The organism is Lysobacter sp. GQ73, from assembly GCF_059758755.1.
In genome coordinates this window covers 182,947-202,642 of the sequence record NZ_JCAXEE010000005.1, presented here as the reverse complement: position 1 = coordinate 202,642, position 19,696 = coordinate 182,947, and the positions used below count along the sequence as shown (strand labels likewise).

At 66.9% G+C, this 19,696-nt stretch carries 22 protein-coding genes; 17 read left to right on the top strand and 5 right to left on the bottom strand.

All coding sequences use genetic code 11. The annotated features are described in order from the left end of the window. The first annotated feature begins 66 nt into the window (after positions 1-66). The 10 genes from AC6CH2_RS16075 (at position 67) to AC6CH2_RS16030 (ending at position 8,802) form a co-directional block, all read left to right on the top strand. The gene (locus tag AC6CH2_RS16075; protein ID WP_498270080.1) at positions 67-339 is read left to right on the top strand and encodes a hypothetical protein; all 273 of its coding nucleotides are present in this window, start codon (positions 67-69) and stop codon (positions 337-339) included. A gap of 207 nt (positions 340-546) precedes the next feature. Next, complete coding sequence (locus AC6CH2_RS16070; RefSeq protein ID WP_498270079.1) at positions 547-1,176, top strand: hypothetical protein; 630 nt, start codon at positions 547-549, stop codon at positions 1,174-1,176. Positions 1,177-1,450: 274 nt separating this feature from the next. Further along, positions 1,451-2,032 (top strand): hypothetical protein, encoded by a 582-nt coding sequence (locus AC6CH2_RS16065; RefSeq protein ID WP_498270078.1) that lies wholly within the window; start codon positions 1,451-1,453, stop codon positions 2,030-2,032. Continuing rightward, a complete protein-coding gene (locus tag AC6CH2_RS16060; RefSeq protein ID WP_498270077.1) occupies positions 2,029-3,330 on the top strand; it encodes a Tle-like phospholipase domain-containing protein in 1,302 nt (433 codons plus the stop codon). Before AC6CH2_RS16065 ends, AC6CH2_RS16060 begins: the two co-directional genes overlap by 4 nt. Positions 3,331-3,419: 89 nt before the next feature. Continuing rightward, positions 3,420-3,992 carry a relaxation protein gene (locus AC6CH2_RS16055; protein WP_435394888.1) on the top strand — a complete coding sequence of 191 codons (573 nt, stop codon included), beginning with the start codon at positions 3,420-3,422 and terminating at the stop codon, positions 3,990-3,992. A 263-nt stretch (positions 3,993-4,255) separates the two neighbouring features. Further along, positions 4,256-4,861 carry a glutathione S-transferase family protein gene (locus tag AC6CH2_RS16050; protein WP_498270076.1) on the top strand — a complete coding sequence of 202 codons (606 nt, stop codon included), beginning with the start codon at positions 4,256-4,258 and terminating at the stop codon, positions 4,859-4,861. Positions 4,862-5,075: 214 nt separating this feature from the next. Then, positions 5,076-5,909: an arylamine N-acetyltransferase family protein gene (locus AC6CH2_RS16045; RefSeq protein ID WP_498270075.1), complete on the top strand. Its 834-nt coding sequence runs from the start codon at positions 5,076-5,078 to the stop codon at positions 5,907-5,909. Between the two features lie 154 nt (positions 5,910-6,063). After that, positions 6,064-6,795: a class I SAM-dependent methyltransferase gene (locus tag AC6CH2_RS16040; RefSeq protein ID WP_498270074.1), complete on the top strand. Its 732-nt coding sequence runs from the start codon at positions 6,064-6,066 to the stop codon at positions 6,793-6,795. 255 nt (positions 6,796-7,050) lie between these two features. Beyond that, positions 7,051-7,482, top strand: coding sequence for a PepSY domain-containing protein (locus tag AC6CH2_RS16035; RefSeq protein ID WP_498270073.1), 432 nt, complete (start codon positions 7,051-7,053; stop codon positions 7,480-7,482). Positions 7,483-8,376: 894 nt separating this feature from the next. Further along, positions 8,377-8,802 (top strand): VOC family protein, encoded by a 426-nt coding sequence (locus tag AC6CH2_RS16030; protein ID WP_435394883.1) that lies wholly within the window; start codon positions 8,377-8,379, stop codon positions 8,800-8,802. 285 nt (positions 8,803-9,087) lie between these two features. Here AC6CH2_RS16030 and AC6CH2_RS16025 read toward each other — a convergent pair whose 3' ends face one another. From AC6CH2_RS16025 to AC6CH2_RS16015, 3 genes are all read right to left on the bottom strand, one after another. Further along, positions 9,088-9,648 (bottom strand): DUF3016 domain-containing protein, encoded by a 561-nt coding sequence (locus AC6CH2_RS16025; protein ID WP_498270072.1) that lies wholly within the window; start codon positions 9,646-9,648, stop codon positions 9,088-9,090. Between the two features lie 140 nt (positions 9,649-9,788). Further along, the gene (locus AC6CH2_RS16020; RefSeq protein ID WP_498270071.1) at positions 9,789-10,145 is read right to left on the bottom strand and encodes an excalibur calcium-binding domain-containing protein; all 357 of its coding nucleotides are present in this window, start codon (positions 10,143-10,145) and stop codon (positions 9,789-9,791) included. A gap of 468 nt (positions 10,146-10,613) precedes the next feature. Next, on the bottom strand, positions 10,614-10,988 hold the full coding sequence (locus AC6CH2_RS16015; RefSeq protein WP_498270070.1) for a YciI family protein: 375 nt from the start codon (positions 10,986-10,988) through the stop codon (positions 10,614-10,616). Positions 10,989-11,313: 325 nt separating this feature from the next. Here AC6CH2_RS16015 and tsaA point away from each other — a divergent pair, with 325 nt between their 5' ends. The 6 genes from tsaA to AC6CH2_RS15985 all read left to right on the top strand — a co-directional run bounded on the left by tsaA (position 11,314) and on the right by AC6CH2_RS15985 (position 17,032). Next, positions 11,314-11,850, top strand: a complete 537-nt coding sequence (gene tsaA, locus AC6CH2_RS16010) for a tRNA (N6-threonylcarbamoyladenosine(37)-N6)-methyltransferase TrmO (RefSeq protein ID WP_498270069.1) — start codon at positions 11,314-11,316, stop codon at positions 11,848-11,850. A gap of 162 nt (positions 11,851-12,012) precedes the next feature. Beyond that, positions 12,013-12,525, top strand: coding sequence for an SRPBCC domain-containing protein (locus tag AC6CH2_RS16005; RefSeq protein ID WP_498270068.1), 513 nt, complete (start codon positions 12,013-12,015; stop codon positions 12,523-12,525). Between the two features lie 126 nt (positions 12,526-12,651). Beyond that, entirely contained in the window at positions 12,652-13,653 is a 1,002-nt protein-coding gene (locus AC6CH2_RS16000) for an ABC transporter ATP-binding protein (protein ID WP_498270067.1), read from the top strand. Further along, a complete protein-coding gene (locus tag AC6CH2_RS15995) occupies positions 13,650-14,411 on the top strand; it encodes an ABC transporter permease (protein ID WP_435394876.1) in 762 nt (253 codons plus the stop codon). The genes AC6CH2_RS16000 and AC6CH2_RS15995 overlap by 4 nt, the downstream gene beginning before the upstream one ends. 397 nt (positions 14,412-14,808) lie before the next feature. Continuing rightward, positions 14,809-16,191, top strand: a complete 1,383-nt coding sequence (locus AC6CH2_RS15990; protein WP_498270066.1) for an amino acid permease — start codon at positions 14,809-14,811, stop codon at positions 16,189-16,191. A gap of 355 nt (positions 16,192-16,546) precedes the next feature. Beyond that, positions 16,547-17,032, top strand: coding sequence for a tetratricopeptide repeat protein (locus AC6CH2_RS15985; protein WP_435394874.1), 486 nt, complete (start codon positions 16,547-16,549; stop codon positions 17,030-17,032). Between the two features lie 16 nt (positions 17,033-17,048). Here the strand turns inward: AC6CH2_RS15985 and AC6CH2_RS15980 are convergent, their stop codons facing one another. Next, on the bottom strand, positions 17,049-17,531 hold the full coding sequence (locus AC6CH2_RS15980) for a DUF2165 family protein (RefSeq protein ID WP_498270065.1): 483 nt from the start codon (positions 17,529-17,531) through the stop codon (positions 17,049-17,051). Between the two features lie 175 nt (positions 17,532-17,706). Further along, positions 17,707-17,961 carry a DUF3297 family protein gene (locus tag AC6CH2_RS15975; RefSeq protein WP_435394872.1) on the bottom strand — a complete coding sequence of 85 codons (255 nt, stop codon included), beginning with the start codon at positions 17,959-17,961 and terminating at the stop codon, positions 17,707-17,709. A gap of 344 nt (positions 17,962-18,305) precedes the next feature. Between AC6CH2_RS15975 and AC6CH2_RS15970 the strand changes: the two genes are divergently transcribed. Next, positions 18,306-19,481 (top strand): lactonase family protein, encoded by a 1,176-nt coding sequence (locus tag AC6CH2_RS15970; protein ID WP_498270064.1) that lies wholly within the window; start codon positions 18,306-18,308, stop codon positions 19,479-19,481. Positions 19,482-19,696 lie beyond the last annotated feature (215 nt).

Below are 19,696 nucleotides of genomic sequence, written 5' to 3'. Positions count from 1 at the left end.
CGGTTCGCTCATCGCAGCGACACGCATCGTTGGCCTGACACTCACGCCATGCCTCCGCCACCCCCGGTGACCGCGCGCACTTACCGCTTCGGCTTGCGTTCGATCGAAGAGCGCTTCGGGGCCGGAAATTTCGACGATGCCGGCGACGCGATCGTGGAGGCTTTGCGCGATGTCTACGACTGGGCCGAGCGCTGCGCCGTCGATTTCGACTTCGACAGCGCGCATGCCAACCCTTGGTTTCATGCCCTGGTCGTAACGATAGAGCCGCTGCCGGAGTCGGCGCACGCGCGGTTGCTGGTGCGGCTCGGCGAAATCGGGCTTCAGCCTGTAGATCGCTGACCTTTGTGTGCCATCAAGTTCGATGTGCCTTCCACGAGTCGTAATACTTGTCGCTCGAAAGAGCCGCGCCGACGCCGTTAGCGATACTTTCAGTTGCCGTTGTTGCGCGGGTGCGGTTGACGTAGGCTTTGAGGCATAAGAACGATCGAGACCGCAGCGCTGTCGGCGTCTGCGTTTGGTCCGCTACGTTCAGCCATGGAGGCATCGATGCGCACCGAGTTCTGGATCTTCTCGCTGGCCGTGACGCTTGGAGCTTCCGCCTGCGGCGAGCACACGCCCCGCGTGGATCGGATGACCGCGGAGTTGCAAGCCAAGTACACGCGCAATCCGGCCCCGAAGCAGCCCTACCAGATCATCCTGACCCTGGCCGATGTGCCGGGGCCGTTCGCCAAGATAGACGGCTCTGTCTACTATGAGGCGCGCGATTGCGACTACATGCCGGACCGGATCGCGGGCTTCTTCCTGACGCCGTCGGTCGACCTGCCGATGAGCTACTCCAAGGTCGACGAGACTTCTTACGTCGCTATGATCCAGGCCGACGCGATGCTCGACGAGGATTATTTCGGCAAGGGTATATGCCATTGGGAGCTTGTGAGCGTGAATACGTCGCTTAGGGCCACCGGCGCGAAGACCGATACCAGCTATGTCGCAAACCTGATGGGCGACGAGGTGCGCGGACAAAAGGCGCGCACCAACTACTACGTCAAATACGACTACCCAGGCAGCGATCCGGAAGCGTGGTCAGACTTCGGCGCGGTCGACCGCAGCCGGTACAAGCCTGAGCTCCAGGATCAGTTGTTCACCATCACCCTGACGCCGAAGGTGGCGACGCCGTGAGCTCGGCGATGCCGGGGTATGCCCTCGGGCGGTCGCCATACGCTGGCCGCTGGCAAGGTCGGCGCAACTTTCGGTTGCCGTTGCGGCGATCTCCCACCTGACGTAGGCTCGGCCTCGTAGGCCCGGCCTTGACCCGGGCGGGTCCATGGCGGTGCTGCCGCCGGCCCGTCCTTAATCATCTCTTGCCATGGAGGCATCGATGCGCGGTGAGCTTCGCACCCTTTGTCTTCTGCTGGCGTTGAGTACTTCCGCCTGTAGCGCTCCCGAGACTGCAATGACTTCCGACAAATCCTCGCCCGATTCCGCTCCCTCGACGGCTGAGCTGGAAGCCAAGTACAAACGCAACCCGGCGCCGAAGCAGGGCTACCAGATCACGCTGAAGCTGGCCGGTGCTCCGGGGCCGTTCGGGTCGGTGAAGGGTTACGTCAATTTCGAAGCTCCGGATTGCAAATACATTCCGGACCCGATCGCGGGCGTGCCGATGACGCCGTCGCATGGCTTCGAAATGGAGCTGCAACGCGCGGACGAAACGACGTACACGGGCACCGTCTATACCGACGCGATGCTTGATGAGGACTATCTGGGCGAGGGCGTCTGCCACTGGCAACTGACCTCGTTGAATGCGCAGCTCAAGGCGACCGGCGCCGAACCTGAGACGAACTTCATCGTCAGCATGATGAATGAGGATGTGGCGGCGCAGCGAGCGGTGACGAAGTACTACTGGAAAGAGCGGTACCCGCGCAGCGAAGTTACGGATTATCCGGACATGGGCAAGGAAGATCGGAATGTCTTCCGGTCCGAGATTCGCGATGAATTGTTCACCATGACTCTATTGTCGAAGGCGATGACGCCATGAGCATTGGAAGCCAGCAATACGCCGATTTGGCGAGCGACTCTTATCGAGACCCCACGAAGGGCAAGAAGGATGTGGTGATCGGCGGCGTGCCTTACGAGATTCTCGGGCATTCCGACACCAAGTCCGGTTATCAAGGCACTATTTATCAGCGCAAGGATACCGGCGAGATCGTCGTCGCCCATCGCGGCACCGAGTTCGACCGCGAGATGGTCAAGGATGGCTTGGCCGATGCACGCATGGCGACCAACCGTACCAATGCCCAAGCCAACGATGCGATCGCCTTGACTCGGCGCGCGCTTGAAATGGCTGCGGAGCAAGGCCGCGATACGGGTCGCAAGCCCGAAGTCACTGTCACCGGCCACTCCCTCGGCGGCACCCTGGCGCAGATCACCGCGCACCACTACGACCTGCGCGGAGAGACCTTCAATGCCTATGGCGCGGTCAGCCTGGGCTATCGCATCCCGGAAGGCGGCAACCGCGTCACCAACCATGTGATGGCGGGCGACCCGGTCAGCGCGGCCAGCGACCACTACGGCAAGGTCAAGGTCTACGCGACGCCGCAGGAAATCGCGAGCATGAAGGACCGCGGCTACGAGAACACCCGCAGTATGTTCGACGCGCGCAATATGGCCGGCGCGGTCAAGGACATGGTCGGTACCTCGCACAGCATGCACAACTTCCTCAATGAGGACGCCAAGGGCAAGCCCGACCGCTCGGTGCTCGCCGATCCTCAGACGCAGCGCCTGGCGCAGCAGTACGACCCGATGATCGACAAGTACCGCGGCGACGTCGAAACCACCCGCCGGGGCGTCACCCATGTTTCGCGCAATCCGCTCGAACGGATCGGCGATGCGATCGACGACATTCGCGGCCCGGTCAAGGCCGGCGAGCCGGGACGCAGGGAAGAGCGCCATGCGCCGGCCCTGCCGCAACGGCATTCGTCGCCGCTGCACCTCGATCCCTATGCGCCCGGCAAGAGCATTCCCGACTACCTCCATCCGGGCAGGGAGCAGCCGACCGGTCCCGGCATCCCGTTCCGCAACGCCACCACCTCGATCAGCGGCGACCCCTCGACCTTCCTCGACCGCATGCTGGCGGCGTCGCAGAACGGCGACCGCGATACCTTTCGTCAGATGACCCAGGATGCCGCGTCGGCGCCACCGGGGCGCGCGCTGCGCGAGGAAGCGGCGGCGACGGTGGACCGGCAGGAGCAGGCGCTCGCCCAACAGGCGGCGCAGCAGCAGGCGCAGACGGCCGAGCAGGCGTCGCCGGCGCGCAGCGGGCCGCGCATGGCGTGACGGCGCTTCCGGTATGAAGCAGCGGCACCTTAAAGAAACAGACACGAGAGATACAGGCACGGTTTGAGATCGCACCGAGGAGCGGTTGGATGCAACAGGACGAGTTGATGGGCCTGGTCAGCAAGACCGCGGCCTTGATGGAGCAGTTCGAACGTCGCTGCGAAGAGATCGAACAACATCAACGTGCGGTCTACCAGCAACTGCTGCAGCTCGCGCAGCAAGTGCCCGGGGTGGTGCGGCAGTCGGCCGACGAGAGCCTGCGTAATCTGCCCGGCGCGGTGATGGGCAAGCTGGAAAGCGGGCTGTCGCAGCCGGTCGGCGCCTACGAGCGCCGTCTGCAGGATGCCGGCGGCCTGCTGCAGGAAGGCTCGCAGTCGCTCGCCGCCCAGCTCAAGCGCATGGAGTGGCTGCACAAGCAGCTGATCTGGAAAGTGGTCGGGGCGGCCCTCGGCAGCGTGCTGCTGTTGCTGGCCGGCGGCGGTTGGCTGCTGTGGCAGTACCGCGCCGACATCAACGAGAACCGGGTCACCGCCGACCTGCTGCGTGCGTACAACCAGGCCGACGTGACCCTGTGCGACGGCCGGCTGTGCGCCAATGTCGATACCAAGGGCAAGACCTACGGCGACAACAAGCAGTACCGGCCGGTGCAAGCCCGGCCCTGATCGGCGCACGTGCGCCTCGCTGGTCGCGGTAGCCGCGGCCGGCCTTCGTTTCCGAAGACTTCGACCATCCGACTACGCCGGCCGTCCGCGGCGGGCGCCGCGTTGCCGCGAGTCGCGGGGACGGCCGCGTTGCGGTTCCTGTCGGCCCGGCCCGGCCGCAAGAATTATCCGGGCCGGAATCAATTGAGGACCGATTGTGTCCTCGATGGCGGTTACCTTGGTCCTGCCGCGCAAGACCGGTAACCATCACTCCGAGGCCCCCCATGCTCACTCTGATCCACGCACCGCACTCCCGCTCGACGCGCATCATCAGCCTGCTCAAGGAACTCGACGCCTTGGCCGACGTCGACGTCCGCCACGTCGATATCCAACGATCCGGCCAGGCCTTCGACGGCGATGCGCGCAACCCGCACCCGGAAGGCAAGGTGCCGTTGTTGATCCACGATGGCGTCGAGATCTGGGAGAGCCCGGCGATCATCCTTTACCTCACCGACTTGTACGCCCACCGCAAGCTCGGCCCAGCGGTCGGCGACAAGGATCGCGGCCGTTATCTGTCGTGGCTGAGCTGGTACGGCGGCGTGATCGAGCCGGTGCTGCTGCTGGAAGCGGCCGGGATCAGCCATCCCTACGCCACCGCCACGTTCCGCGGCCCGCGGGAGGTGCACGCGCGCCTGATCAAGGCGCTGGCCGACCAGCCGTATCTGATGGGCGACCACTACACCGCCGCCGACCTGCTGCTGCAGTCGCCGTTCGCCTGGTTCCCCGACAGCGCGCCGTCGGACCCGGCAGTGCAGGACTGGATCAAGCGCTGCGGCGAGCGCCCGTCGGTGCGGTTCGCGGCCGAGTACGACGCCGCGCTGGCGGCCTAGCCCGCGGTGTCCGGCCGGCCCTGCGCATCGCCGCCGATGCGCAAGGTTGGGCAGGGTCGCTTGCTACGCGGGGGCCGGTCCGCTGAGGTCGGCGTCGCTCGCCGAAACGCTGCGTTCGCCCAAAGGCGCTGATCGAATGCGCAAACCACGCTTGACCTCAATCGCACTTGAGGCTTTACCGTGGCCGCTCGTCAACACGATCGAGGGCCCGGCGATGACGTCACGCCTGCAAGACATCGACCTCTACCTGCAACGCCTCGGCTACGAGCGCGCGCCGCCGCCGACCTTGGACAGCCTGCGCGAACTGCAGCTGCGGCACACCGCCGAGTTTCCGTTCGAGACCCTGGCGACCTTGTTGCGCATGCCGGTGCCGATCGACCTGGCCTCGCTGGAGCGCAAGCTGTTGCACGAGGGGCGCGGCGGCTATTGCTACGAGCTCAACCGGATGTTCCTGGCCCTGCTGCAGCAACTGGGCTACGACGCGCGCGGCATCACCGGCCGGGTGCTGATGGGCGGCCCCGAGGACGCGCTGCCGGCGCGCACCCATCTGCTGGTGCTGGTGACCATCGATGGCGTGCGCCATATCGCCGACGTCGGTTTCGGCGGCATGGTGCCGACCGCGCCGCTGCGCCTGGACGACGAGGACGCGCAGGCCACGCCGCACGAGCCCTACCGCATCGAGCCGCGCGATGGGCACTACCTCCTGCGCGCCCAGGTCGCCGGCGAGTGGCGGGCCATGTACGTGTTCGACCTGCAGCCCCAGGTCGAGGTCGATTACGAGGTCGGCAACTGGTACGTCTCGACCCATCCCGAATCGCCTTTCCTCGGCCAGTTGTTCGTCGCCCGCACCGGCCCCGGCCTGCGCAAGACCTTCAACAACGGCAGCTTCGCCGTGCACCGGCTGGGCGAAGACAGCGTGCGCCGCCAACTGGCCGATGCCGGGGCCGTAATCGAGGTGCTGCGTTCCGAGTTCGGTATCCGCGTGCCCGAGCATCCGCAGTTGCATGCAGCGCTCGAACGTCTGTTGGCGAGGTCGGCGGCGGCGTGAATGGGGCGCAGTCCGCACGGTGGTCGTCCTTCCGCCATAGCCGGGCGAAAACGCTGCTGCGTCGGGTCGCAGCGCGATCCGCTCATGTCCCTTGCCGGCAACGTTTTATAGACAGGGCTTGCGCGATACTGCGGCGGCATCGGAGCGGACGGCCATGGCCCAGAACATCTACGACGACCCGGCCTTCTTCGAGGGCTATTCGCAACTGCGGCGCTCGATCGAAGGCTTGGTCGGCGCACCGGAATGGCCGGCGCTGCAGGCGCAGTTGCCGGAGCTGCGCGGGCGCCGGGTGATCGACCTGGGCTGCGGCTATGGTTGGTTCTGTCGCTACGCGCGCCTGCAGGGCGCCGAGCGCGTGCTCGGCGTCGATGTATCCGAGAAGATGCTCGAACGCGCACGGGCCACCACCCAGGATGTCGGGATCGCGTACGTCCGCGCCGACCTGGACGAATACGAGCCCGATCCGGCCGCATTCGATCTGGTCTACAGCTCGCTGACCTTGCATTACCTCGACGATCTGCCCGGCCTGTGGGCAAGAGTCCACCGCGCGTTGGTTCCGGGCGGGCGTTTGCTGTTCTCGGTCGAGCACCCGATCTATACCGCGCCCGCGCATCCGGGATGGTCGAGCGACGCCGACGGCCGCAAAACCTGGCCGATCAACGGCTACCAGGCCGAAGGGCCGCGCATCACCCGTTGGTTCGCGCCGGACGTGCGCAAAGTGCATCGCACCCTCGGCACCTATCTCAATGGCCTGATCGCCGCCGGGTTGCGTATCGTCCATGTCGAGGAATGGGGCCCGAGCGATGCCCAGGTCGCGCAGATCCCGGCGCTGGAAGAAGAGCGCGAACGGCCGATGTTGTTGCTGGTGGCGGCGCAGCGCGACTGAGCCCCATGCCGCCTGGCGATGTTCGTGGTGCGGGACTGGTAAGCGGTGTGGAATCGAAATCGTTTCGTACCGCTGAAGATATTGTTAGGGCCGGGTGAGAACTTGGTGAGCGCGGCTCGAATCGCGTGCGCGGCGTATCGTCGATACACCGGTGCCGAGCCTCGCATCGCCGGTTCCTGCATGAATGCGTGGATGTTCATGCCTCGTTTTCGTGGCCTGTCGAAAATCGAGACTCCCCACGCACAGGAGTACGCCATGAAGCCGCTCATGCTCGCGCTCGCCTTGGCGGTTTGCATCCCCGCCGCCGTCGCGCAATCGCCGCAAGGCAGCGAAGCCCTGACCGAACACCAGATCCGCACGCGTCTGGCCGAACAGGGCTATACCAAGGTCAACGATCTCAAGTTCGGCGATGGCGTCTGGCATGCCGACGCACGCAGCGGCGACGGCAATCGCGTGCAAGTCCGCCTCGACCCGCGCACCGGCACCGTATACCCGAACGAGCAGGTCGCCCGTATGAGCGAACGCGACGTGCGTGCCGCCCTCGCCGCGGCCGGATACACCAATGTCCACGATGTCGACTACGAGGACGGCATCTGGAACGCCGAAGCCGACAGCCCGAACGGCAAGGACGTGGAGGTCAAGATCGACCCGAACACCGGCAAGGTGATCGGTGCCGAAAAGGATTGATGCCATCTGATGCGACGATGCGGCCGCTCCTATCTGGGGCGGCCGCTTTGCTGTGGGGCGGCGCGATGCGTACGCCCATGCGCGCTTCGTCGCGAGACCGAAGCCGCGCGGTCGCGGCTTGCGCCGCTCCTACCCAAAAGCAGCCGCGACGCCACATCACCGTTGGCGTGTTTTGACCTGCTTTGCCGCTTTGTCGCTTTGCCGGGCAATTGAAGACCCGTAGGGCGGCCCGCAGGGATGCGGGCCGTGCGCAAGCAGGCCATGGATGGCCTGTCTGGAGCATCCCTGCGTCGGCACCGATCGCGCGGGCTTTTGATTCAAAGAAAGGCATTTTTCTTTGGTTACCTTTCTTTTGTTGCTTATGACAAAAGAAAGTAACCCGGCCGCGTCAGCGGACGGAAGCTTTAGACCTTGATGTTGCTTTAACGATCTGCGGCCAGGGACGCAACAATCGGCACCTGCGCGGTCGCGACTCACGTCGCTCCTACAGAGGCTTCGGCAAGCAACGTCGCGAGATCAATGCAATGCGGTCGCGACTTGCGTCGCTCCTACCCCGCGAGAGTTGACGGCTTCGACCAGTGGCCTCGGCGGTGCGGCCCGTGCGCGCCCCTTGGTCGCGGCTCACGCCGCTCCTACAGAGACCCCGCCGATGGCGCAGCGAGGCTGATCGGCGCGGTCGCGACTCGCGTCGCTCCTACCCAGAAGCAACCGCGTCCGCGGCAAGCGCCGGCGAGGGGAGCGGTAAGGACCCGACCGGGCGGCCAGCGAAAAATAATTCGCGGCCGTGTCGATTGCTCCCTCCCCGGTTCGTCGTTGAAAGGAGCAGGCAGTAAAGAGATCCTCCCCGACCTGCCCGCCAAGCCAATCTCCCTTCGTCCCGATAAAGGAACCGCCATGTCCGAGCACCCCAAGATCTTCGTCAACCTCGCCGTCAAGAGCCTCGACCGCGCGGTCGCCTTCTATACCCAACTGGGCTACACCTTCGACGCCAAGTTCACCGACGAAAACGCCACCTGCATGATCGTCGGCGAGAACATCTACGTGATGCTGCTGGTCGAGCCGTTCTTCCAGAGTTTCACCAAGAAGTCGATCTGCGACACCTCCAAGAGCGTGGAGGCCCTGCTCGGCCTGTCGGCGGAGAGCCGCGAGAAGGTCGACGAGCTGGTCGAAAAGGCCGTCGCCGCCGGCGCGGTGACCCCGAAGGACCCGATGGATTACGGTTTCATGTACCAGCGCAGCTACGAAGACCTCGACGGCCATACCTGGGAAATCTTCTACATGGATCCGAATGCGGACATGGACGCTGCGCCTCAGCAGTAAATCCCGCAGACAGGCCGCGCCATGGTCGGTTGCTGCCACTCGACCGCCGCCTCCGGGTCCGGCGTCGGGCGGCGCCAGTCGCCTGGCCAAAAACATCGCCCCGGACGCCAGGCATCCGGGGCGATGGTCGTTTCACTGTAGGAGCGACGTAAGTCGCGACCGCATCCGCAATAGCGTCGCGGGTGCGAGGCGCGGGGCGCGGGGCGATCTTGGGTCGCGACTCACGTCGCTCCTACACGAGCCCGGAGCGGACAGGGAAACGAGACGCGCTCGGGGCGCGAACGCTCAGGCGCCCGGCGCCTTCAGCTCCCGCGACAGCCAGTCGTCGATCAGGCGCTTCTCGTAACGCAGCGGATCGCTGTCGCTGACGCTGCGCGCGCCCATCATGAAGCTCAGGTCGCGCAAGGTGCGCTCGCCTTCCTCGACCACCTGGCCGCTGGCGTCCAGGCGCTTGAAGTTCAGGACGATGCGCGGCGGATAGATTTCGCGGATGAACCGGGTGTCGTCGTACTGCGGACCGTGCCAGGGTTCGAAGTCGCCGGCGCGCTTGATGTCGGCGATGTCGACTTCCAGCCGCTGCCCGTCCGGCAACCGCTTCTGCGCGCGCGTACGCAGGTGTTGCGCGAGCTGTTCGACCCAGTTGCCGCGTTCGGCTTCGAAGCGATTGCGGCTGTAGCGGATTTCGGTGAATTTCGCCGGGTCTTCCCAGCGCACCGCAACCGGGCCCTGTTCGGGCAGGGCGCGCGGCGCGTCGGGATCGGTGACGTTGCGGGACTTCGCGCCGACGTCCCCGGCCATCAGCGCGGCGGCCGAGAGCAGGACGGCGAATGCGATGCGCAGGTTCATGACGGGCTCCGATGCGGTCAGGGGACGTCCCCGATTCTCCGCCTGCCGCCGTATCGCCGCCAGCGATAAGGCGTTAATCCCGCGTAGGCGGCGCAAGCTGTTGTCCCCAATTCACGATCGGCGGTGCGCTCATCAAGGTCTTATTCGCAGCCGACCCCGTCGCCGTCGCGATCCAGGTGGCGGCCATAGCCGGGATCGCCACGCCGCACCGGCGCGGCACCGGCGGCGCGCGCGGCGCTGCAATTGGCGTAAGCGCCACCGCCGTCGGCCGTCGAGTCGGTCCCGTCGGCGGCCCAGGACGAACCGTGGTTGGGCGTACGCGGCGCCGCCGGGCGCAGATTGCCGCCGCCCGCGGCAGGGCCGCGATGGCAGTGATACCCGCCGTTCTTGCGATCGTTGTGGCAGCCCTCGGCATTGAGGCCGCCGCCGTGCGCCCAGGCGGGCGAGGCGGCGCTCAGCGCCAGGGCGGCGCCGAGAGCGATGGTGTGGATGCGCATCTGGATTCCCCCGTGCCCAACCCAACGGGGCGGCACGGGGAAAGCGGCCAGCTCTTGAACCGGCGACCGGCGTTACTCAACGCCAACGGACGCAGGCGGTCGCCTTACGCCTTATGCGCGGCAGTGGATGGCTGTGGGGCGAGGCGGATGCTGCGTGGTCGCGCCTCCAGCCGATGGCGCAGCGGGATTGAGGCGACGCGGACGCGGCTCGCGTCGCTCCTACCCCGAGACAGTTCGCGGCTTCGACCAGCGACGACGGCGGTGCATGTTTACCTGTCCCTTGGTCGCGACTCGCGTCGCTCCTACCCTTGGGTGCCGCCGCTCCGGGATAGGAGCGGCGCAAGCCGCGACCGCGGGGTCGCAGTTCGCAGCGCGAGCGGCCTGGGCGATATCGCCATCACCGCCGCGATCCGTATCCGCGGATCACCGAAACCCGGGTCGCGACACGAAAGACGGCTGAGCTCGCCCTCAGGACGCAAACTCGCGCCGCACGTCGTCGAAATCCACGACCGGACGCACTTCGACCCGGCCGGTGCGGCTCCAGGGGAAGGATTCGGCGATGCGCACGGCTGCGTCCATGTCGGCCGCTTCGATCAGGTTGAAGCCGCCCAGATATTCCTTGGCTTCGGCGAAGGGGCCGTCCATGAAGGTGGTGCGCCCGTTGCGGGTGCGCAGCGAGGTCGCCTGCTTCGGCGGTGCGAGCATCTGCGAATCCAGCAGCACGCCGGCATCGCGCATGGCGTCGGCATGGGCGATGCAGCCGCGCATCATCGTGCCGAACTCGCCCTCGGGCAGGGCTTCGATCAGGCTGTCGTCGTTGTAGATCATGACCAGATATTTCATGGTGTTCTCTGGAAGGCGGGAGGGGGCGTCGATGGAGCCGGCGGCGCGTCGCGTTGTCCGCGGCGCCGAGCATAACGCCGGCGCTGCGCGCCGCAGCAGTGACGAAACTCATGCACCGCATTCCGGCCGGAATGCCGGCCGCGGTGCCGGCCGGATGAACGCGCGGTCCGGCGCTGCGATGCGGCAATTTGCAGTGCCGCAGTCGCAGTGGCTGCGATCCGGCCGCAGGGCCGATCGTCGGGCCCGGCCGCGACGGTTCGCTGATCGACGCGCGAGGAGGGCTGCGGCGACAATGCCGGCGTTCCGTAATGCTTGGCGACGCCCGATGTCCGATGTCTTCCCCTGCCGCCCCATCGCGTATCTGCGCTCACCGTATGCGCAGCGCATCGACGCGCCGCACCAGTCGACGGTGGTGCAGGGCACGCAAAGCGGCGAGGTGGTCGAGGCCCGGCTGGAGTTCGTCGACGATCTGGCGCCGGAGGCCTACGCCGACCTGGCCGGGTTCGAGCGCATCTGGCTGATCTTCGTGTTTCACCGCAGCCAGGGCTGGAAGGCGCAGGTGAAACCGCCACGCGGCGGGCCCAAGCGCGGCGTGCTGGCGACGCGCTCGCCGCACCGGCCGAATCCGCTCGGGCTGTCGGCGGTGGAACTGGTCGCGGTGGAACCCGGTGCGCTGATCCTGCGCGGCGTCGACCTGCTCGACGGCACGCCGGTGCTCGACGTCAAACCCTACGTGCCCTACGCCGATGCCTTCGCCGGCGCGCGCGCCGGCTGGATCGACGAGATCGACGCCGCGCAGGGCCGGCAGTCGGCGCCGGGGCCCAAGCGCCCGCGCAAACCCCCGGGCGGCCAGGGCGGCTGAGGCTGCGCGGCTTCGAACTCATTCCGGACCGAGGGGCTTGACCGGCCCGTCTTGGGGTTGTAGTTTCCGTTTGGGTTAATTAGCTAGTTGGTTTAGATGCAGCCCCCATAAGGCCCGACGCCGGATCGGCGCGCGGCCTCCCTTTCGTTCGAGGAACTCACCATGACCTTCGATGGCCCCGGCACAGCCGACACCGCGTCCTCCGACCGCACCACTCATCAGGTCGAAGACCACCGCATCACCCTGCGACGCATCCTCAACGCCCCGCGCGAACTGGTGTTCGCGGCCTGGACCGACCCCGTGCAAGTGGCGAAGTGGTGGGGCCCGCACGGCTTCAACAGCGAAGTGCGGCAGATGGACGTCGCGGTCGGCCGCATGTTCCGCATCTGCATGGTCGCCGCCGACGGCGCCGAGTACCCGATCAAGGGCACCTATCAGGAGATCGTCGCGCCCGAGCGCCTGGTTTACGTCGACGATTGGGACGACGACAGCAAGCCTTCGCAACAGTCGCGCGTCACCGTGAATTTCGCCGAGCACGGCGCCGGCAAGACCTTGCTGACCCTGGAGATGCGCTTCGACTCGGTCGCCGAACGCGCCGAGGCCGAATCGCAGCAGGTGATCCCGGGGTGGGGCGAGTGCTTCGAACGCCTGGACACGCTGCTGTCCGCGCACTGAGGTACGAAGCGTGCACGCGGTCGCGCGCCGGCCTGCACCGCGGCGCGCGACGGCCGTACACTGGGCGACCGCACGCGCCCGGCGCGAGTCTCGCGCCGTCCGCGTCATCGCCTCCGCGGAGTGTCCATGCCGTCCGTTTCCGAATCCTCACCGCCGTCCGTGCAAGCGCGCAGCGATGCGCCCGCGATCGTCTCGATCAAGGGCCTGACCAAGACCTATGCCGGCGGTTTCCAGGCGCTCAAGAGTGTCGACCTCGAGATCCGCCGCGGCGAGATCTTCGCCTTGCTCGGGCCCAACGGCGCCGGCAAGACCACCCTGATCAGCATCGTCTGCGGCATCGTCAACCCGAGCGCTGGGCAGGTGCTCGCCGATGGTCACGACATCGTCCGCGACTACCGCGCCGCGCGCTCGGCGATCGGCCTGGTGCCGCAGGAACTGCATACCGATGCCTTCGAGACCGTGTGGGACACGGTCAAGTTCAGCCGGGGCCTCTACGGCCGGGCGCCGAATGCCGCCTACCTGGAGAAGGTCCTGCGCGACTTGTCGTTGTGGGAAAAGCGCGGCGAGAAGATCATGGCCTTGTCCGGCGGCATGAAGCGGCGGGTACTGATCGCCAAGGCGCTGTCGCATGAGCCGACGATTCTGTTCCTGGATGAGCCGACCGCCGGCGTCGACGTCGAGCTGCGCCGCGAGATGTGGGCGATGGTGTCGCAACTGCGCGACAGCGGCGTCACCATCATCCTGACCACCCACTACATCGACGAGGCCGAGGAAATGGCCGATCGGGTCGGAGTGATCAACCACGGTGAGATCGTCCTGGTCGAGGAAAAGCGCGCGCTGATGCGCAAGCTGGGCAAGAAACAGCTGACCCTGCAACTGCAGACCGCCTTGTCGGCCCTGCCCGAGGCCCTGGCTAGCGATGCGCTGAGCCTGTCGGACGACGGCCACGAGCTGGTCTATACCTTCGATGCGCAATCCGAGGAGACCGGCATCGCCGCTTTGCTGCGGCGCCTGGGCGAGCACGGCATCGACTTCAAGGACCTGCATACCAGCCAGAGCTCGCTGGAGGAAATCTTCGTCAACCTGGTCAAGTCGCCGCGTCAGTCCGGCGCGGAGGGGCGCGCATGAACCGGCACGCGATCAAGGCGATCTATTTCTTCGAGATGCACCGCACCTTCCGCACCCTGATGCAGTCCATCGCCACGCCGGTGCTGTCGACTTCGCTGTATTTCATCGTGTTCGGCTCGGCGATCGGATCGCGCATGGTCGAGATCGGCGGGGTCAGCTACGGCGCCTTCATCGTCCCGGGCCTGATCATGATGGCCTTGCTGACCGAGAGCATCTCCAATGCCTCGTTCGGCATCTACCTGCCGAAATGGTCGGGCACGATCTACGAACTGCTGTCGGCGCCGGTGTCTTTCCTGGAGGTGATCGCCGGCTACGTCGGCGCGGCGGCGACCAAGTCGGTGATGCTGGGCATCCTGATGCTGATCACCGCGCGCTTCTTCGTCGACTTCGAGATCGTGCATCCGGTCTGGATGGCGGTGTTCCTGGTGTTGACCGCGGTCACCTTCAGCCTGTTCGGCTTCATCATCGGCGTGTGGGCCGACGGCTTCGAGAAGCTGCAGATGATCCCGATGATGATCGTGATGCCGCTGACCTTCCTCGGCGGCAGCTTCTACTCGATCGACATGCTGCCGCCGTTCTGGCGCAGCGTTTCGCTGTTCAACCCGGTGGTCTACCTGGTCAACGGCTTCCGCTGGAGCTTCTACGGCAAGTCCGACGTCGACATCGTCCTCAGCATCGGCATGACCACCGGCTTCATGCTGCTGTGCCTGGCCGCGGTGTGGTGGATCTTCCGGACGGGGTACAAGTTGAAGAGTTGAGCAGGCGTCCTTCTCCGGCAAGCGGGAGGTTGTTCCCATCCTTCTCCCGCAAGGGGGAGATTGCTCTTATTACTTCTCCCGCAAGCGGGAGATTGCTCTTATTTACTTCTCCCGCAAGCGGGAGAAGGGGGCCAAGGGCCGGATGAGGGCGAGGGGCTAGGGCGCGTATCGCTCGCCTCGCGAGTGCATGCCCTCAGCCCAACCCTCCCGTAACGAGAGGGGCTAACGAGCGGAGGGGGCAACACGCTGGAGAGCGGGCGGCCCCTGGTTCGAGCGGGCCGCGCTGTGACCGCCAGCTGCTCACCCACCTCACCCGGAGTATGCTTCGCCGACTCCGGTCCGGCCGCGTTGAACGCAGCGCGGGCGTCGCGCCGGACCGATTCCGGGAGCCTCGCGGATGCAGACGAACCAGCAGGAACTTCATCGCGGTCTGAGCGAACGCCATATCCGCCTGATGGCGCTCGGCGCCGCGATCGGCGTCGGCCTGTTCCTGGGCTCGGCCAACGCCATCAAGCTGGCCGGCCCCGGCATCCTGCTGGCCTATCTGCTCGGCGGCGCGGCGATCTTCATCATCATGCGCGCGCTCGGCGAGATGGCCGTGCACAACCCGGTCGCCGGTTCCTTCAGTCGCTACGCCCGCGACTACCTCGGCCCGCTCGCCGGTTATCTGACCGGCTGGAACTACTGGTTCCTGTGGCTGGTGACCTGCGTGGCCGAGATCACCGCGGTCGGCATCTACATGCAGGTCTGGTTCCCGGACACGCCGCAATGGATCTGGGCGCTGGCGGCGCTGATCGCGATGGGCTCGGTCAATCTGATCACGGTCAAGGCCTACGGCGAGTTCGAGTTCTGGTTCGCGATGATCAAGGTGGTGACCATCGTGGCGATGATCCTCGCCGGCCTGGCGATGATCGTGTTCGGCTTCGGCAACGACGGTGTGGCCATCGGCATCAGCAACCTGTGGGCCCACGGCGGGTTCTTCCCGAACGGCGCGCAGGGCGTGTTGATGTCGCTGCAGATGGTGATGTTCGCCTACCTCGGCGTGGAAATGATCGGACTGACCGCAGGCGAGGCCGCCAACCCGGGCAAGTCGATTCCCGATGCGATCAACTCGGTGTTCTGGCGCATCGTGATCTTCTACATCGGCGCGCTGTTCGTGATCCTGTCGCTGTACCCCTGGAACGAACTCGGCACCACCGGCAGCCCGTTCGTGATGACCTTCGAGCGCCTGGGCATCCGCGAGGCCGCCGGCATCATCAACTTCGTGGTCCTGACCGCGGCGCTGTCCTCGTGCAACGGCGGCATCTTCAGCACCGGCCGCATGCTCTACAACCTGGCCCAGCAGAAGCAGGCGCCGGCGTTCTTCGCCAACACCTCGCCCGGCGGCGTGCCGCGTGCGGCGATCCTGGTGTCGGTGGTGGCGCTGCTGTTCGGCGTGCTGCTGAACTACCTGGCGCCGAAGGAAGTGTTCGTCTGGGTGACCTCGATCTCCACCTTCGGCGCGATCTGGACCTGGGCGGTGATCCTGGTCTCGCACATGCGCTTCCGCAAGGCGCTCAGCGCCGAGGAACGCGCGCGACTGGCCTTCAAGATGCCGATGTATCCGGTGGCTTCGTGGGTTGCGCTGGCCTTCCTGGTGCTGGTGGTCGGCCTGATGGCCTACTTCCCGGATACCCGCGTGGCGCTGTACGTCGGCCCGGCCTTCCTGATCCTGCTGGTGGTGCTGTACTACGCGGTCGGCTTCCACAAGCGCGACAGCGCGGTGGCGCAGGGCGCCTGATCGCGGCGTCGGTCGCTCCGCGCTCGCGTGCGGAGAAACTGCATCGTTCGAAGCCCCCCTCCCGCGTGCGGGAGAGGGAATGCTCGCGTTTGTTCCCCGCCGACCGCCGCACCGCGCGTCGGCGCTGCCGAGGGCTTCAGCCCGCGCGCCGTTCCGCCAGCGGGAGAAACTCGCCGCGGGTTGAGCGACTTGAGAACGTCGACCGGCGCGCGATGGGGTCGAGGCGACGGCGAAGGCCATACCAGGCAAGCGGCCTTCGCTTTTCGTTATGACGGCGGTCGTTTTCCGCCGACCCGGCTTCGGCCACAATCTGCGTTCACGATCCATGCCGGCGCCGGGGAGGCGCCAGGCCCCGATGACCCACGACCGGCTCGCCACCGCAGACCTGCTGCGGCTCGCGCTCGACGCCATCCAGCAGGCGCGCGACGTCGAGGCCGTGCGTCTGCTGCAGCGCGTGCTCGAACGCGAGCCGGGCAATCTGCACGTGCAATACCTGCTGGCGATCCAGCACGCCCAGCTCGGCCTGTTCGATCGCGCCGAGGAACGCCTGCGCGCGGTGTTGGCGGTGCTGCCGGAATTCGTCGTCGCGCGTTTCCAGCTGGCGCAGTTGCTGCTGATGCGCGGCACCGCCAAGGACGCGCGCGAGTGGCTGGCGCCGGTGCTGGACCAGGCCGACCCGCTCGGCGCCTATGCGCGCGGCCTGTCGGCGGCGGCCGAGGGCGAGCTCGACCGCGCCTGCGCCCTGCTCGAAGCGGCGTTGCGCCTGCCGCAGCCGATACCGGTGCTGGCCGAGGACATGCGCCGGCTGTGCGGGCAGTGGCGCGAGGCCGTCATCGCTTGACCGCGCGGGCCGATGCTCAGGCGCGCAGATTGACCGCGAGCAGGCCGAGCACCGACACCGCGACCAGCACGAAGTGGGTCAGTTGCAGGTTGTCCTGGCGGACGTAATACGCGAACCAACTGCCGCCGACCGCCATCAGGAAGCTGGTCGCCACCAGCGCGGTCAGCGCGAGGTTGGCCAGGATCGTGGCATCGGCAGAGGTGGCGAGTCCGGCCAAGGCGGCGACCGTCGCCCAGAGCAGCACGGCCGCGACCAGTTCGGCGCCGAGCACGACGCAGAACGCGGCGCGGTGCCAGGATGCCTGCTCGACACGACGCGACAGCAGCGGGGTCTGGATCGCCGGGGCCTGCTCGAACGGCGCCATGCGCATGATCGAGGCGAGCGCGAACACGCCGTTGCGGAAGGCGATGAGATTGTTGAATGCGACCACGCTGAGCCACAGCGCCAGGCCGGCGATGAAGACGAGCTTGAACAACAACAGGCTGGCAGCGAGGGACATGCGGATCTCCGGAAGGTCGAGGCGGTGCGCCCCACCGCGGGCGCGGCATTCGGGGCTGTTGCTGTATCGACGATCCAGGAGGCAGGTTTAAGACATCACCCGCGAAAAAAGCATCCGCAGAAACATCGCGCCGTGCCGTGCCCGATGGGCAACGGCGCGGCGCGGGCAGGCGGGCTCAGTCGGCCTGCGGTGCTTCGGTCAGGTAATAGGGCTCGACCTGGCCCTTGACCTTCATCGTCATCGGGTTGCCGCGGCGGTCGAGCGACTTGCCGACCGGCAGGCGTACCCAGCCTTCGCTGACGCAGTATTCCTCGACGTTGTTCTTCTCCACGCCGTTGAAGCGCAGGCCGATTCCGCGTTCGAGCACGGCCGGGTCGTAATAGGGGCTGCGGGCGTCGTTGGAGAGGCGGTCGGGCGGGGTGTCGGTCATGGTGGCGCTCTTTCGGTAGTGAACTGACGTGGTGCGTGGGCGCCCGGCGTAGGGCAGCCGGGCGTTGGAGATTCGGCGGCCAGGATACGCGCACCGCCGCGCCCGGCCCAGTCCGTGCTCGTGGCCAAGCTCATGGCCCGGCCCGGTGCGGACCGATCGCCGCGAAAATCCGGCGCCGCGGCTAAACACGGGAAAACCGCGGGCGAAACCGCCCCGCCGCCGGTCACGCCGGCCGTGGCGAAACCGCGCCGCGCGGGCCGCGCATCGCCGCGAGCGCCCAGGCTTGGCCATTGTCGCGCGCTGGTGCAGGATCGGGCCTCGCGCCGCCGGCGCTGGAGACCCCGATGATCCTGCGATCCCCCTTGCTTGCCTGGAGCCTGTCGATGACGCTTGTTGCCGCACCCGTCGCTGCCGAACCCCGCGCGCAGCCCGAGTTGCTGGTCGGTTGCTACACCGGCGCGGTCTGCAAGGGCATCGGCCGCTATCGTTTCGACCCGGCGCAGGGACGGATCGAACCGCAGCCGCTGGAAGTGATCGAGACCGACAACCCCTCCTGGCTGACCTTTTCCGCCGACGGCCGGCGCCTGTTCGCGGTCAACGAAAACGGCCCCGACTCGGCCGACCCGGTCGGCCGCGCCAGTAGCTTCGCCCTCGCGCGCGGCAACGCGCGCTCGACGCCGCTGTCGCAAGCCAACAGCCTCGGCGACGAGCCCGCGCACGCGGCGCCGAGCCGCGACGGGCGCTATCTGTTCGTCGCCAACTACTCGGTCAACGCTGCGCCCGGCGGCACGCTCGCGGTGATGCCGGTCGACGGCGACGGCCGGCTGCAATCGGCGGTGCAGGTGCTGACCCATCGCGCCAGCCAGGCCGATCGCGAACGCCAGTTATCGACCCATGTGCATGCCGCGGTGCCGTCGCCGGACGGTAAGCACGTGTTCGCGGTCGACCTCGGCGCCGACAAGGTCTATGCCTATCGCTACGATCCGGCGCGCAGCGGCGAACGCCCGCTGCGCGCGGCGGCGACGCCGTTCCTCGAGCTGCCGCCCGGCAGCGGCCCGCGCCATCTGCTGTTCGACGCGTCCGGCCGCCATGCCTACCTCACCTTGGAAATGAGCGGCGAGGTGGTGGTGCTCGACCACGACGACGGCCGTTTGCAGGCGGTGCAAACCGTAGCGATGGATCCGGGCCGCAGCAGCGGCAATGCCGCCGCGGCCCTGCACCTGTCCGCCGACGGACGCTTTCTGTATGCGAGCAATCGCGGCGAGGACAACCACATCGCGGTGTATGCGGTCGATGCGGCCAGCGGGCGTTTGTCGGCCTTGCAGCGGCGCAGCAGCGAAGGCCGCGGGCCGCGCGAATTCGCGCTCTCGCCCGATGGCCAACACCTGGTCGTCGCCAACCAACACAGCGGCAACCTGGTGGTGATCGAGCGCGACCCCGCCGACGGCCGGCTCGGCAAGACCGTGCAGACGCTGGAGATAGCCTCGCCGTCGGACGTCAAGTTCGCGCCGGCGGACTGACCGGTCGCCGTGCCGCGAACGGCGCGGCACGACCACAACCACCATTGCGTTCTCCCAAGGCCCGGCTTGTCCGGGCCTTGTGCGTTCGGCGCGCAACACAGCGGTTCGGCCGCACTGGGGTCAGCCCGAGGATGAAGGCCGGCGGCCGCCGGAGGAAGATGACGCGGTGCAGCGCAGCGCGCGTTCCGCGCCTGCACACGACGGATCGGCGCCCG